We start from the raw sequence: 14,956 nt of genomic DNA, 5'->3' as shown, positions 1-14,956 counted from the left end.
GAGGTGGCTCCAGTGTGGCCCCGTCCTCGAAAAGAGACTGGGGTGCGGCAAATGTGAGCCGAATGTTCGGCAGAAGCAGTACCAAGATCAACCGTTTCCATTTCCTTTCCTGGCCCGATTTCTGCAGGTTGTGCAACTTCCCGGTGTGGAACGAGGCCCATGCGCCGATTCTGCTTATCTTGATTGCACCCTAGAACGGCAAACAATGGATCGATCGACCGATAGTAAACGGAGCAATAGCGTGACCAAGTCAGTCCTCGTGAGAAGCGTATTCTCGGTTCTAGCCGCGGCAACGCTGATTCCCTCGGTCGTTGAGGCCCAGGCCGATACGTACGCAGCAGAAATCGCAACGCTCGCTCAAAACCCGAAGGTCGCAGCCGCCCTCGAGAACATCGACGAGCGGGACGCCAGAACGATGGCCGACCTGCTGGAACTCACTGAGATCCCTGCGCCGCCATTCGGCGAAGAAGCTCGCGGACAACGCTTCTTACGGAAGTTGCAGGACCTCGGAGTCGATTCGACGTGGGTGGATGCTGAGGGCAACGTGCTCGGCCTGCGACGTGGCGCAGACTCTGACTACGTCGTGGCCATCACAGGCCACCTCGATACCGTCTTCCCCGAAGGTACGGACGTGACCGTTCGGCAGCGGGGAGACACCTTGTTTGCGCCAGGAATCGGAGACGATACGAGGGGCCTCGCAGCGATGCTCGCTGTGCTCCGTGCCCTAAACGAGTCCGACATCCAAACGCAGGCAGATCTGTTGTTCGTGGCGACCGTCGGTGAGGAGGGCGTCGGCGATCTCCGTGGCGTGAAATACCTCTTCCGTGACGATGGCCCAAAGATCGACGCTTTCATTTCGATCGACGGGACGGGACACACCAGCATTACACACCAGGGTCTGGGCTCGTACCGCTACCGAGTCACGGTCAGAGGTCCCGGGGGACACTCTTGGGGTGCTTTTGGACTGGCCAATCCTGCCCACGCGCTCGGTCGGGCGATCGACTACTTCGACCTCTCGGCGGACGCAATCACGCGCTCGGGAGCCCGGACGAGCTACAACGTTGGCCGGCTAGGGGGCGGCACCTCGGTGAACTCGATTCCCTTCGAAGCCTGGATGGAAGTCGACATGCGCTCCGAGAGTCCGGAGAGCCTGGACCGCATCGACGAGATCTTTCAGCGCGCTATGGAGCGTGCGGTGGATGAGGCCAACGCGCAGCGCCGGGAAGGCGACGAGCTGACTCTCGAACTGGAGCTGATCGGGAATCGTCCCTCGGGTGAGATCGCAGCAGACGACCCTTTTGTCCTACGAGCGGTCGCGGCGACGGAATTCTTGGGTGTCGAGCCGACGCTTGGACGCAGTTCCACAGACTCGAACATTCCGATCTCGAAAGGCATCCCATCGATCACGATCGGCGGGGGGGGCATGGCGAGTGGAGCTCACTCGCCGGGCGAATGGTTCATCAACCTGGATGGCCCCCTGGGGATCAAACGGGCCCTACTCATTACGCTCGCGCAAGCCGGCGCGATGATCGTTAGCTGATGTCAGACGGCCCACTCAATGGCAAGGTCGCCATCGTCACTGGCGCGTCCGCGGGGATCGGAGAGGCAATCGCGATCGCTCTCGCCGGCAAAGGTGCGTGCGTCGTGCTCGCCGCACGGAGGCTCGCCCGCATGGAGGCCACGGCTGTTGCGATCGCAGAGAGTGGCGGCAAAGCCCTGGTTGTCCAGACCGACGTCGCCCGCCAAGAAGACGTCGAAGCTCTCGTCAAGGCCACGACGGATGAGTTCGGCCGCATCGACATTGTCGTGAACAACGCCGGGATCATGCCGGTCTCGCCGATGGCAGAAGGTCGCATCGATGACTGGAAACACATGGTCGATGTGAACATCAACGGGGTCCTGCACGGCATCGCTGCTGTGCTGCCAACAATGATCGAACAGAGTGGTGGGCACATCGTGAACATCGGCTCAGTGGCGGGCCGTCGACCCTTCCCCGGGGGATCCGTCTACGCTGCTACGAAGTTTGCTGTGCGAGCTCTTTCCTGGGGCCTACACCTCGAATTGGGCGCGAAGCACGGCATACGTGTGACGGACATCCAGCCGGGCTTCGTGAGTACCGAGCTGCTCGACACCGTGGCCAATGAGGCGATGCGCGAGGGTTGGGCGAAGGGCTGGGAGGGCAAGCGACCGCTTCAGCCGGAGGACATCGCACATGCGGTGCTCTATGCGGTAACCGCGCCGGATCACGTCAGTGTGTCGGAAGTGCTCGTCAGACCGGTGGACCAGGCGACGTAGCATCGAGTGAAGCCGCAGTAGTTCTCGAAGCCCCAGAGTCCTCCATCAGGGCCAGTCGCTTGGGCGCGAAACGCTCGACCATCCCGGCCACAGCCTCAAACCCGTGCGGGTTGTGGACGAAGTCCACCAAGACGTGCACACCGTCGAGAGCGAAGAGATTGCCTCAGCCGGGGCTGCTCTCAGGAGAGGCACCAAGGACTGTGAGCCCCGCACGGATCACATCGTCCGGGAAGCCCAACGCATGCGCGAGCGCCGCAGCGCCCAACGCGTTGCTCACGTTGTAAAGTGCTGCTCCACACAGCGTGGCGGGGATCGCTTGCACCTCCGCAACATCGAGCACGCCCCATTCTCCGAGCGTGAAGAACATGCCACTGAGCGGAAAACAGAAGGGCGCCCGGCTCTCGCCGGGCGCCCTCAAGAAGCTCAAGAAAAACGCTGAACTCAGTCCGAGATGATCTTATCCTTCGCAGCCCCGTAGTAGATCCCATTGAACAGGAACCCAAACGTCCCATGCGGCTGAGCGCGGAACGTGATCTTCGGCCCGAAGATGAACATCTTGCCCTGGCCGTAGTCGGCCTCGATCGCGCCGACCCCGTTCTCCAGATACTGCTCACCCCACGACCAGCCGCTCTTGAGCGGACTCGCGGTGTCGTACCAGCCGATCCGACGAACGCCCTGTGCCTCGGCACCCGCCGTGAGTGAGAAGGTTGGGCTGTGACTGAAGAGCACGTTGACCCTGTCGCCGAACCCGTGTGTGAGGGGGCTAGTGTGGTCGACCTTCATGTCCAGAATCGACCCCGGCGTGAAGTACTGCTCCCGTGTCAGTGGCTGGCCATTCTCCACCAAGTGGTTTGTTACCGGCAGGCCCGCGTGTTGTGCGAGACTAGCCGAAGAGCCGATCGCGATCGCCGCGCCGCCTTCACGCACATAGTCGAGAATACGTGGGACGGTCGTCCCAACCGTCACGCTACCCTGCCGCCGGGCGAATTCCGCCGGGATATCCGTCGGCGCAATGCCGCCTCGGCCGCCTCGGCCACCACCGCTGCCACCCGCGGCCGGAATCGCGCCGTCCTCGAACAAGAGCACGTCGTATTCCGAGAGGTCTGCGTGATCCAAGTCGGGAGCGTACAGGACCTCGAAGTCGAACTCGAAGTCCTCGAGGATCATCCGTGTCCAACCGGACGGCATCGAGCCACCGTATCGATCCCACAAGCCGATCTTCACGGGTTCGAGTTCCATCGCGTTTCCTGCAGGACGTGAAGGAACACCCTCAAAGCGGAGCCCCTTCTCTGTCGCTAACCCCTCAATGACCGAGCGATCAGCCTCGAGATAGAAGGCTCCCTCGTCGTATGAGCCTACCGGGTCCGTGAACCAATACGCCGTTCCACCCGACGCCAACACTCGGTTCACTGCAATGAACGCATCATTGATGTGATCGACCAAGTAACCGCTGGCATCGGCAGCCCCAGCGATCATGCCAGTCGGCGGCGCTGAGATAATGTCGTCGACGAGCTCGAACGGTCCGTCGAATCCTTCCACGACACGATCGAAGTCGATGCCCATCTGCCACGCGAGCGTCCAGCCTGTGTTGTCGTACGGAGCCGTCGGAGGCGCACCCGGGAACGCAAAGTCGTTCGGGTGCTGCTGCTTCTCGAACATGTCGAGGACGTGTGGTCGGAAGGCCTGGTTGCCCTTCACAACGTAGGAGCCCGCCGGATAGCTCTCTCCACCGACCATGAAGTCCGCCGTCGCCCGGTGTACGTCGACCCCGTTGTAGAGGAGCGTGTTGACGAACTTCATGGCGGTAAGGAAGTCGCGCTGATCCGCCGGAATCACGAAGCCGCGAGGATCACGGTCGGTGGGATCACGAAGAATGCGCTCCCAATCCGCTCTAGTCCCGCGGTCCATGCTCTCGGCGGCCGCATCGATCTCGAACGGCAGCGTCGTCCAGGAATCCGTGTCCCCGCGCTGGATCGAGTTCGTACCCATCTGCCAGATGTTCATGAGGAGATGGTCCGAGTTGCGCGATGCGAAATCCATCACAGCCCAGTTCGCCGTCTGCGAGTATTCGATCGACTGACGGAAGTGCCACGGCCCCGGTTCGATGGGAAGCGGAATGTCCCCCATGGGCATTTGGCGACTCGGAATGAACGGAATCTCCATTGGAGTCGGATGACCGATGGTCTCCGTGAGCAGCCCGATCATGTTTTTGAAATACGGCGTCGTGCGCAGGCCACCATTCCACCACGTGGAATATGAGGCGCCGGACCGCATGGTCGTGCCGCCCTTCCCTTCGCGGACGAACCGTTGGTGCATCGCCGAGCCTACACGATCCAACCCCGTGATGATGAGCGGGTCGAGATAATGGTTGGGCGGGTCACGGAACGGCGGCGCAAACATCACCGTGCCCTGCGGGCCGGTCTGGTGATGGTTGTACACGATGTGCGGATACCACGTCCGGTACATCGATGTGTTCATGTTCTGCGACTCGGCCAGCGCAGCCATGTAAAAATCGCGGTTGTTATCGTGACCAGCGTACTTGTTGTACAGCACCGGGACACCGCTCGTCGTCCGTAGAAGCGGGTCTTCAGTGCGCATGTACCAGTTGGCGACGAGCGCGTGACCGTCGGGGTTCGCATGAGTCGCGAGAATGATCACGTCGTCGAGGATCCGCGTCGTCTCGGCATCGGTGTTGTCGTTGAGCCGGTATACGAGCTCGGTCAGCTGCTGGGCACCCAAGACCTCGGTAGCGTGCAGCCCACCGTCAATCCAAACGACCGCCTTGCCTTCCATCGCGAGCTGACGAGCCTGCGCTTCGCTCACACCCTCGGCCTTAGCCATCATGCGGGCGATCTCACGATAGCGGTCGATGTTCGCGTGATTCTCCGGCGACGTGATGATCGCCTGGATATGCGGACGGCCTTCTTCGGTCAATCCGATGGTGTCCAAAATCATCCGGTCCGACTCGTTAGCCAGCTTGATCCAGTAGTCGTGAAGCTCTTGGTAATTAATGAGCTCGTAGTCGGCGCCGATCTCATGTCCGAACTGTTCGTCGGGCGTGGTGACGCGGTCCTGTGCCGCTAGTGGCGCGGTGAAGACCGCCCCCGCCAGCAGAAGACCTAGGGAGGGCAAAACGCGAATACGCATACGCTGATCACTCACTTATGGTTGATCATCCATCTCAGATGACTGATTCTCTTGTCCGTCCCGTGGGGCGTCAACAACCCAAGGGGGATACACTAGGAGGCCGCAGGGTCTCTCGTGGGCACGTCGCGACGACTCCAACGCCAATTGCACAGGGTACCCAACTGATGCTGTACACAAGACACCTCTCCGGGGCCCTCGTGTTGAGTGCCTACCTGTTGATGCCGACGCCCGCCGCCGCTCAGAACAGCCCGCTTCGGTTGGTTGCAGAGCCCGCGAACGCGACCCTGCAGGTCGGAGCCGAGTTGCCGATCTCTGTGCGGGTTGTCGACGCCGCTGGGGAAACAGTCAAGATGGCCGTCCGTTTTGCCGCGCCTCGGACTGTGTTGCGGTACCGCAACGGAATGCTGCAGGCCTTCCGCGCCGGAGAGTTCGAGATCATCGCGACGGCGGTTATGCCTGCCGGTGCCAGCGACGGCCCCGCACCGCTAACCATTCCCGTCACCATCAATTGGCCGGCAATCAATCGCCTGGATCTGCACCCTTCTGGGGAGCGCCTCTTCGAGGGTACGACGCTGACGCACGCACCCACTGCGTTTCACCCGGATGGCACACCCCGCCCTGACCTGCTCGTGGAGTGGTCCAGTTCGAACAGCTCTGTGGCCACCGTCGACCCTTGGGGTAGCGTTACCGCACATGGAACCGGCGCCATCACGGTCTCCGCTTCCGTCGATGGAGTCGTGCACGCCACGGCCGCCTATGACGTCACGGCCTTCCCCGCGACGGAGTTAGCGATCCACGGAGGAGCCGATGCCGCCCGGACTGGAGACGTGCTGCACTTCGAAGCCGCGGGCGAAGGCCCTTCGGGTGCGGTGGATGGACTTCCAACCACCTGGGCGTACACGTTCGTCCCCGACGACTCGATCAAGGCGCCGGGCTCAGCCGCCATCATCGAAGACGGCGCATTCGTCGCCGAAGTCCCTGGGCGGTACACCCTGCTCGCAATGTCCGGCCCACTCACTGCGCGGAGAACGGTGCTCATTCACGGCCGAGACGCCGTCCAGGAAGTGGAGCTCCAAGGGCAAGGCGCGGTTCAGGACCAGCACACCTCCGACCTCTGGGTCTTCGAGGGCGTGAACGGCCGAGACTATGCCGTCACGGGGACCTGGTCAGCGGATGGGTGGGCGTACTTCTGGGACGTCACGAGCCCGACCAGCATCGTGAAGACGGATTCAATTCAGATCGATGCACGAACCGTGAACGACGTCAAGGTCGCGCCGAACGGCCGCTACGCGGCGCTCTCGCGTGAGGGGGCATCCGACCGCCGCAACGGCGTCGTCATTCTGGACATGGCGGACCCGGCGCACCCCACCATCGCGTCTACCTTCGATACCAACGGAGTGACCGGCGGCGTTCACAACATGTTCGCGACGGACGACTACCTGTTCGCGCTCGCCAATGGCGACAAGTACGTGATCATCGATGTGCGTGACCCGTACGACCCGAAGTTCGTGAGTGAGTACAACCATCCCAACAGTCGGATCCACGACGTGTGGGTGCACGATGGGATCGCCTATTCCTCCGAGTGGCAAAACGGCGTCATCGTGGTCGACGTCGGGAATGGCCGATGGGGTGGCTCGATCGAGAACCCCGTGTTGGTAACAAGCGTGCCGTACCCCGTCGGGGCGACCCACGCGGCCTTCCCCTACTTCCAGGAGACCACCGGGAAGTTCTACCTCTTCCTCGGCGATGAGATCTCCGGCGGACGAGATCGTGCCTGGGGCGGTGGCGGCACTGACGACCAGCCGTACGATCCGAAGACGGGGACCGGCGGAGTCCAGGGTCGCATGGATGGGTATCTCCACATTATCGACTTCACTGACCCCGAAAACCCACGGGACGTCGCCCGCTACGAGGTCGCAGAAGCCGGGACCCACAACACCTGGGTGGAAGACGACATGCTCTACCAGGCGTACTACAAGGGCGGCCTACGCGTCGTGGACGTCTCAGGCGAGCTCATGGGCGACCTAGGGGCCCAAGGGCGTGAGGTAGCCGTCTACAAGCCTCAGGACCCAGGTGGCTACTATGCCAACCAAACGTCCGTCTGGGGGCCACAGCCCTACAAGGGGCATGTGTTCTTCTCGGACATGAACTCTGGGCTGTGGGCCGTGAAGGTCCAGCCGAAGTCGCGGCCGATTAGCTGATTGGGTTTGGCGGAGGCGACCGGAAGGGCCAACGCCTAGTAGTCCACCGGCCGCAAGTAAAACTCCCCAATAGCCGAAGACGACAGAACTGCGACCGTGGGCAACTCTCGTTTCCAGTGGGTGCTCTGCAACCGCCGCCAGACGACCTCGATCGCCTCTGGCGGGAAGCCAAGCCTCTCGAGGTCCTTCACGGAGTACCCCCGCACCAGCGCATGCAGGATCGGGTCCGCATCGTGGTACGACACGCCGAGCTCGTCTTCATCGGTGACACCCTTCACGAGGTCTGCGGTGGCAGGCTTTTCGATAATGACGTCGGGTACACCCAAATGCCTCGCGAGCGCCCAGACCTGAGTCTTGAAGAGGTCCCCGATGGGATTGATCGGGGGTGAGTCATCCGCGTGCCATGTGAAGTAGCCCAAGAGGCGCTCACTCTTATTTCCGGTCCCCAACGGAAGGGCCCGCAGTTTCGCTGACTGATCGAAGAGGATCACGGCTCGAGTCCTCGCCATGAGGTTGCCCTTCCTCAGAGGCGAGATGCCCGGCTCGTATTCGTCGACGTACCGGTCGATGGGGTCAGTGATCTCGATCGTCTGCGAATGTGCCCCAGTCGCATCGAGAGCCAACTTCGCGTGTTCGAGGCTCTCTGAACTCGACTCGCGATAAGGGAGCCGGAAGCCATATACGTTTTCGGGTCCGAGCGCCCTACAGGCCAACGCGAGTGAGACGGCGGAGTCGACACCTCCGCTGACTCCGACCACAACCTTCTCGAAGGACCTACGCCTCTGCACTTCGTCCCTAACAAACTCGATCAGAGTTCGTTCGACGAGTTCGAGATCGAGCTCGAGCGCCGCACGATCGGATAACGACGGGTCGTCGGTCATCACGGCGCCGCGGCCCGCGAGCACAGGAGCGGACATGGCTTCGCTGGGCTCCGGATCGGCGTCCTCAATCGTGTCATCCGACTTCGAGCCGGACCTGGTCGCTTCAAGGGATCTCTGAAGATGTGGGAGCATCTGTTCGAGGTCTGCGAGCAATGGCGCGGAGACGCGGGCCCGATCAATCGCAGACGCCTCCAAAGAGGCGATGGTCACCCCTTCCTCCAACAACGGACCTCGCTCCAGAATGCGCCCGTCAGGCCCCACTGCGATCGATCCACCAGGAAACAGCTTCCCCCCCTCTGACCCGACTAACTGGGCAACGACAACGAAGATCCCGTGTTCGGTCGCCGCACCCGGTGCTAGCTGTTCCCAACGCTCCAGATTCGCCGGCCTTCCTCCCGCCCCCGGGCGAAAGTCACGAGCGGGCGAAGCACTCACCACAATGAGAACCTCCGCCCCGTCCATCGCGAGGATCGTATGGGGCATCGAGTGCCACATCTCCTCACAGATCAGCACCCCCATACGGCCGAAGCGTGTGTCGAAGGCGCGCACGTCGGTACCTGGCTCCACGAAACGGGACTCGTCAAAAATCCCATATGTCGGAGGGAACATCTTTCGGTGGACGTGCCGAACAACCCAGCCTTCCGGAGAAGGTTCGAGATAGGCCGCACTGTTGTATAAGCGCCGGCGCCACCGCTCGTAGAAGCCGACTGCCAGATCCGGCGCATCCGCAGGCGGCACGCCGAGCATCTCGACCAGCGTCTCTACAGAGAGGGCCGCCTCAGCTACGCCGCCCTCCAGGAAGTACCCGCTGAGAGCGGCTTCTGGAAACACCACCAGGTCCGCGTGATCTACCTGCGACGCCACGAGGTCACGCACCGCACGGATGTTGCCGGGGACGTCACCCTTTGTCGGCTTGAATTGAACGAGCGCCACGCGAAGGGGTGGCCGGGCCTCGATTGAACTCATGAGCAGTCGTTCTGTCCGGTTTCTGGAGCCACTGGGCCTTTCGGCCAAGACGCAACAAAGGTATCCCTACGGTCCGCAAGTTGCAGTGCGGCATCACACCCGCGTTAAGGATCGGAACGCCGGTTCCTACGCGGGGGTTATACAGAACCTACCATTCGCTGACGCCCGGGGCGCCCGCATGACACATCGCATCGCATCATTGAGCCTTCTTTTCGCCCTCGCCGCTCCAGGCCTGCACGCGCAGACCCAAGCGGCCGAGGCACCACGAGTACCCGTGGTCGATGCCCTTGCCGATGCGGTTGAGGCCATCTCAACCATGCACATGGATGGCTTCAGCGACTCGACACTCTGGGAAGCGGCGATCGACGGGATGATCGCGGCGCTCAATGATCCGTATGCAGAACTCTTCACGCCTGTCGAAGCTGAAATTTGGGAAGAAGAAACCACCGGAAACTACTCGGGCATTGGGCTTCAGATTACGCCCCTCAACGATGAGGTCACAGTCACCGCTGTGTTCCGGAGTACACCCGCGATGCAGGTCGGCATTCTAGTCGGTGATGTCCTGGTCGGTGTGAACGAGCACGACGCATCGGGATGGACCACCGGCATGGCGGCCGATTCCATTCGAGGTCCGGTCGGGTCGAACGTCCTCGTTAAGGTCAAGCGAGCGGGCTATCCCGACCCGATCGCCCTAGACATCACCCGAGCCGAAGTCCACGTGCCAGCGGTGCACTACGGAGTCCTAGAGTCGGGAATCGGCTACGTCGTGCTCGATCGAGTGGCCCGGAACGCTGCCCGCGAAATGAACGCAGCGCTGGAGGAGCTGGGAAGTACGAGCGGACTCATCATCGACCTCCGTAGGAATCCGGGCGGCTTCCTCGATGAGTCTCTAATGTTGGCAGACCTGTTCCTAAAACCTGGCTCCACGCTGGCGAGTACGGTGCAGCGCATTCCTGGGTCCGCCCCGGGTGAGATGTCGACCGATTCCTTCGACGATCGCTGGCCGCAGCTCGTGCCTGACCTTCCCATGGTGATCCTTGTCGACAGGTTCACCGCCTCTGGGGCAGAGATTTTGGCCGGCGCTCTACAGGACTACGATCGAGCCATCGTGCTTGGCGAACGCTCCTTCGGGAAGGGCGTAGTTCAGACCGTGATGCCTCTTCCCGGGAACCGCCGCCTCCGCTTCACGACTGGATCGTGGCATACCCCACTCGGTCGGTCACTCCAACGCTCGCGGGATGCGCTGGGCCGCCCGATGGAGGAAGACTTAGACACCTTCCCTCGCGTCACAACAGCAGCGGGTCGGACCCTTGTGAACGGTGGAGGAATCTTCCCGGATCTCGAGATCGAGGACGATACCCTCAAAATCATCGAGCGTGAGCTGATTACCGAAGTCAACGAAAAGCAGATTCCGCTTGGTCTCCGCCTAGCTGAGCTCGGCTTCGACGCAGCGGCCGCACGGCGTGACACCAACCAAGAACCAGGCTTGGACGCCGCCGAGTTCGACGAACTGGTGACGCTACTTCGGGATGCTAGCCTTTCTGAAGAGCTCCTCGGCGACGAGACCATTCTGGAATATCTGAACTGGCGCGGCCGCATCAATGTGGCCCAACGCATGGAGGACATCGGTGCCGAGGCAGACTTCCGTATGGAACGGGACCCCGTGCTCACCGAGGCCGTACGTCTGATCCTGACAACCATGTCCCAGGCGGGGCTGATCGAGGCCGTGGACGGTGAGTCAGCCCGCCGCCGTGGTCAGGAAGGTCCGACCGGCCGGTAGTCCGCCAGCCGGAGCCCCGCGTTCGCTAACTCCGGGGATGAAATCGCCGGTGTACGTCGCGCAGGTACTCACGGTCGACATGTGTGTAGATCTGGGTCGTCGAGATATCGACGTGTCCCAACAGTTCTTGCACCGCGACTAGGTCGGCACCGCCTTCCACCAAGTGGGTCGCGAATGTGTGGCGAAGGGTGTGCGGCGAGACCTTCTTCGTAATACCTGCCCGGACCGCGCTATCCCGTACCAGCTTCCACACGGACTCGCGACTAAGAGGACGTCCACGCACGTTCAGGAAGACTCTTCCTGCGCCGTTCCCCTGCTCCAACGAAGGGCGCACCTCACGGAGATAGCGTTCGAGGGCTCGCTGAGCCGGCCCCCCGAGGGGTACGAGCCGCTCCTTGGAGCCCTTGCCGAAGACGGTCACGAAGGCGTCGTCTCGGTCGAGGCTGGACAGCGGGAGTTCGACCAACTCCGTGACGCGGACGCCGGATGCATACAGCACCTCGAGAATGGCACGGTCACGCCAAAACAGTGCCTTAGTCGGGTCAGGAGCGTCTAAGAGCTGCTCCACCTCCTCACGCGTCAGGAAGTCGGGAAGTTTCCTCCCTACCTTGGGGCTCTCCAGTCTCTCCGTGGGATCCACCTGGAGATCCCCTTCCGCGATGAGGAATCTGAAGTACGTGCGGATCGCACTCTGGGCCCTCCGTATCGAGGTCGGCGCGAGGCCCGCCTCGCGCCGATCGAACACCCACTCTCTGAGATCCGCAGGAGTGACGGCTTCGGGGGTCCGGATCGCACGACTCACCATGAATTCAGCCCAACGAGTGAGGTCCCGGTCATACGCCGACACGGTGCGAGCCGACAGGCCACGCTCAAATGACAGGTAGTCCTGGAACTGCTCGAAGCGGAAGGCTCTAGGAAGAGCCTCGCGCGCCCCAGATGACTCACTCATCGACGGCGTGTCTGGTGCGCCACCACGACACCCCGACCACGGCAACGGCGACGACCGCGGCGGCTAGAAGTACTCCGTTCACATTCGCCAGGAGCATCCGCAGGCGGTCTAGGTTCTGGCCGGCTAGCGCCCCGAGCCAAATGAGAGCCCCGTACCAAATCGCCGACGCCAGGGCGATGGGGATCACGACAAAAATAAGCGGCTGATGTGTGACGCCGGCGAACACCGGAACGATGGATCGGAGGCCCGGCAGAAATCGAGTCAGGAAGATCGCCAGCGTGCCGAATCGGTCATAGAACGTCCGCATTCGATCCATCTGGTGCGGCCGAAGCACGTGGCGGCCCCATCCGTTCTGAAAGAAGGCCGGCCCGTGCAGATACCCGACACGGTACATCGCAACCGCCGAAGCGACGTTCAGGACCCATGTCGACAAGAATAGCCATCGGCGATCCAGGTCTCCTACAGCCGAAAGAAATCCACCAAAGGCAACAAAGGTGTCAGCCGGGACAGCGGGAAGCACGTTCTCGACAGCCGCCCCCAAGCCCAGCACGAGATAGACGAGGCCGTTCGGGACACGATCTACCCAAACAAAGAAGTCAGCCAACATTCACCCCCTCAATGTGGGTGAGAGGGGCTACCGTTGCCCTGCTATAGGGGCCAAGCCCCTCCACCACTGCCGGCTTCTCCACCGGCCGCTCCCGACTGTGGCTTGATCAGCGCGACTGCATGTACGGCAAGGCCTTCACCCGCGCCGATCCACCCCATTTTCTCGTTCGTTTTACCCTTGATCGAAATCGCCGTCGAGGGCACATGCAAAACCTTGGCAAGGCTCATCCGCATCGCATCTATATGCGGTCCGATCTTCGGGGTCTCGCAGATTACCGTGACGTCGATATTCCCCACCCGATAGTCGCGCGCATCAAGTACTCGCATGGCCCGGGCGAGCAGGTCCATGGAATCGGCGTCCTTCCATTCGTCGTCGCTTGGTGGGAAGTGACTGCCCACGTTCCCTGCGGCTGCCGCCCCTAGAATGGCGTCGATTATCGCGTGGCACACCGCGTCACCGTCCGAATGCCCTGACAGCCCAGCATGGTCGGGGATATGCACTCCTCCCAGAACCAACTCACGGCCCTCGAGGAAACGGTGGGAGTCATAGCCCGTGCCGATTCTCATGGCAGTCGACCGGTCAGCCGTCCCACCGCTGGATCGCCAAGCAAGCGTTGTGTCCACCAAAGCCGAACGAATTGCTGAGCGCGAGCTTCACGTCCCGTTCCATCATGCCACCGTGCGCATACTCGAGATCACACTCCGGATCCAGTCCCGAAAAATTGATCGTTGGCGGGATCTTGCCGGTCCGGCACGCCTGCATGGACACAATGCCTTCCAAGGCTCCGGCAGCTCCGAGCAAATGCCCGGTCATCGACTTCGTCGAGCCTACAACAAGGTTGTAGGCGTGATCTCCGAATACCGATTTGATCGCTGACGTCTCGACCGCGTCGGCCATCGTGGACGTCCCGTGGGCGTTCACATAATCGACGTCCTCGGGCCTTGCACCAGCATACTCCATGGCCATGCGCATCGCGTTCTGCGCACCGTAACCATCCGGCGGCGGCGCGGTGATGTGATGGGCGTCCGCCGATAGGCCATATCCGACAATCTCTGCCAAGATCTCGGCACCTCGCGCTTGGGCATGCTCGAGCGACTCCAGTACGACGGCGCCCGATCCTTCGCCCATTACGAAGCCGTCTCGATCCGCTGAGAACGGCCGACTAGCACCCTCTGGGTCGTCGTTTCTGGTGGACATCGCCTTGAGCGACGAAAACCCAGCGAACGTCATGGGCGTGATGGTCGCCTCGGAGCCTCCAGCGATCATCATGTCCGCGTCACCGTGCCTGATGTGACGCATCGCATCACCGATCGCATGTGCAGAAGAAGCACACGCGGAAACGGTGGCGTAGTTCGGACCCTGCAGATTCCACCGTATGCTGATGAAGCCCGCGGTGATGTCGGGGATAAACATCGGGATGAAGAAAGGGCTGACCCGTTTCGGCCCCCCCGCCAGCATCTTCTTGTGCTGTTCCTCGAACGTTTTGATTCCGCCGATTCCAGTGCCGAAAATCACACCGAAACGTTTTGGATCCATGCCATCAGGTAACCCGTCGAGGCCCGCGGACTTCAAGGCTTCACCAGACGCTGCGATCCCAAACTGTGAGACCCTGTCCTGCCGTTTGGCATCCCGGCGGTCCATGTGGTCGAGGGGGTCGAAGCCCTTTACCTCGCAGGCAACACGACAGGCCCACTCATCTGTCACCTCACATTGGGTAACAGGCCCGCCACCGCTCTTGCCGTCCAACATGTTCTGCCAGCTGGACTCCAGGTCCTTCCCGACGGGAGAAACCAATCCCATACCCGTCACAACGACCCGCCGCGGCACCTCACCTGTTCCGTTCCCCATGGTCACGCCCTTCCCGATCTGAAGATGGTCCGAGGACTCAGCCCTCTCCGTTCTCCTTCAGGTACTTGATCGCGTCGCCAACGCTACGCATCTGCTCGGCATCCTCATCCGGGATGTCGAGGCCAAATTCCTCTTCAAACGCCATTACCAACTCAACGGTATCGAGAGAATCGGCTCCGAGATCTTCCACGAAGGACGCATCGTCCGTGACTTTCTCAGGCTCAACGCCCAACTCGTTGATGATAATTTCTCGTACACGGGCCTCGATGGACTCGCTCATTG

12 protein-coding genes are annotated in these 14,956 nt (G+C 61.7%); 4 read left to right on the top strand and 8 right to left on the bottom strand.

What is annotated here, in order from left to right; all coding sequences use genetic code 11:
• The first annotated feature begins 241 nt into the window (after positions 1-241).
• Both P8L30_00540 and P8L30_00535 read left to right on the top strand, forming a co-directional pair.
• On the top strand, positions 242-1,540 hold the full coding sequence (locus P8L30_00540) for a M20/M25/M40 family metallo-hydrolase (GenBank protein MDG2238692.1): 1,299 nt from the start codon (positions 242-244) through the stop codon (positions 1,538-1,540).
• Entirely contained in the window at positions 1,540-2,295 is a 756-nt protein-coding gene (locus P8L30_00535; protein ID MDG2238691.1) for an SDR family oxidoreductase, read from the top strand. The genes P8L30_00540 and P8L30_00535 overlap by 1 nt, the downstream gene beginning before the upstream one ends.
• A 163-nt stretch (positions 2,296-2,458) precedes the next feature.
• Here the strand turns inward: P8L30_00535 and P8L30_00530 are convergent, their stop codons facing one another.
• Positions 2,459-2,722: a hypothetical protein gene (locus P8L30_00530; protein ID MDG2238690.1), complete on the bottom strand. Its 264-nt coding sequence runs from the start codon at positions 2,720-2,722 to the stop codon at positions 2,459-2,461.
• A gap of 14 nt (positions 2,723-2,736) precedes the next feature.
• Complete coding sequence (locus tag P8L30_00525; GenBank protein ID MDG2238689.1) at positions 2,737-5,442, bottom strand: M14 family metallopeptidase; 2,706 nt, start codon at positions 5,440-5,442, stop codon at positions 2,737-2,739.
• Positions 5,443-5,606: 164 nt separating this feature from the next.
• Between P8L30_00525 and P8L30_00520 the strand changes: the two genes are divergently transcribed.
• Positions 5,607-7,643, top strand: a complete 2,037-nt coding sequence (locus tag P8L30_00520) for an Ig-like domain-containing protein (protein MDG2238688.1) — start codon at positions 5,607-5,609, stop codon at positions 7,641-7,643.
• A 35-nt stretch (positions 7,644-7,678) separates the two neighbouring features.
• Here P8L30_00520 and P8L30_00515 read toward each other — a convergent pair whose 3' ends face one another.
• Positions 7,679-9,490 carry an NAD+ synthase gene (locus P8L30_00515; GenBank protein ID MDG2238687.1) on the bottom strand — a complete coding sequence of 604 codons (1,812 nt, stop codon included), beginning with the start codon at positions 9,488-9,490 and terminating at the stop codon, positions 7,679-7,681.
• A 178-nt stretch (positions 9,491-9,668) separates the two neighbouring features.
• Here P8L30_00515 and P8L30_00510 point away from each other — a divergent pair, with 178 nt between their 5' ends.
• On the top strand, positions 9,669-11,270 hold the full coding sequence (locus P8L30_00510) for a S41 family peptidase (GenBank protein ID MDG2238686.1): 1,602 nt from the start codon (positions 9,669-9,671) through the stop codon (positions 11,268-11,270).
• Positions 11,271-11,295: 25 nt separating this feature from the next.
• Here P8L30_00510 and xerD read toward each other — a convergent pair whose 3' ends face one another.
• From xerD to P8L30_00485, 5 genes are read right to left on the bottom strand one after another with little or no spacing between them, the layout of a single operon-like run.
• A complete protein-coding gene (gene xerD, locus P8L30_00505; GenBank protein MDG2238685.1) occupies positions 11,296-12,219 on the bottom strand; it encodes a site-specific tyrosine recombinase XerD in 924 nt (307 codons plus the stop codon).
• On the bottom strand, positions 12,212-12,826 hold the full coding sequence (locus tag P8L30_00500) for a DedA family protein (GenBank protein ID MDG2238684.1): 615 nt from the start codon (positions 12,824-12,826) through the stop codon (positions 12,212-12,214). The genes xerD and P8L30_00500 overlap by 8 nt, the downstream gene beginning before the upstream one ends.
• A 41-nt stretch (positions 12,827-12,867) precedes the next feature.
• Positions 12,868-13,392 carry a 2-C-methyl-D-erythritol 2,4-cyclodiphosphate synthase gene (gene ispF / locus P8L30_00495; GenBank protein ID MDG2238683.1) on the bottom strand — a complete coding sequence of 175 codons (525 nt, stop codon included), beginning with the start codon at positions 13,390-13,392 and terminating at the stop codon, positions 12,868-12,870.
• Positions 13,393-13,405: 13 nt separating this feature from the next.
• Positions 13,406-14,674 (bottom strand): beta-ketoacyl-ACP synthase II, encoded by a 1,269-nt coding sequence (fabF, locus tag P8L30_00490; protein ID MDG2238682.1) that lies wholly within the window; start codon positions 14,672-14,674, stop codon positions 13,406-13,408.
• A gap of 37 nt (positions 14,675-14,711) precedes the next feature.
• Positions 14,712-14,954, bottom strand: a complete 243-nt coding sequence (locus P8L30_00485) for an acyl carrier protein (protein MDG2238681.1) — start codon at positions 14,952-14,954, stop codon at positions 14,712-14,714.
• Between the last annotated feature and the right edge of the window lie 2 nt (positions 14,955-14,956).

The organism is Longimicrobiales bacterium (assembly GCA_029245345.1).
GTDB lineage: Bacteria > Gemmatimonadota > Gemmatimonadetes > Longimicrobiales > Gaopeijiaceae > CALFPJ01.
Note: the sequence above shows the minus strand (reverse complement) of the source record. Positions and strands in the feature narration are given on the sequence as shown.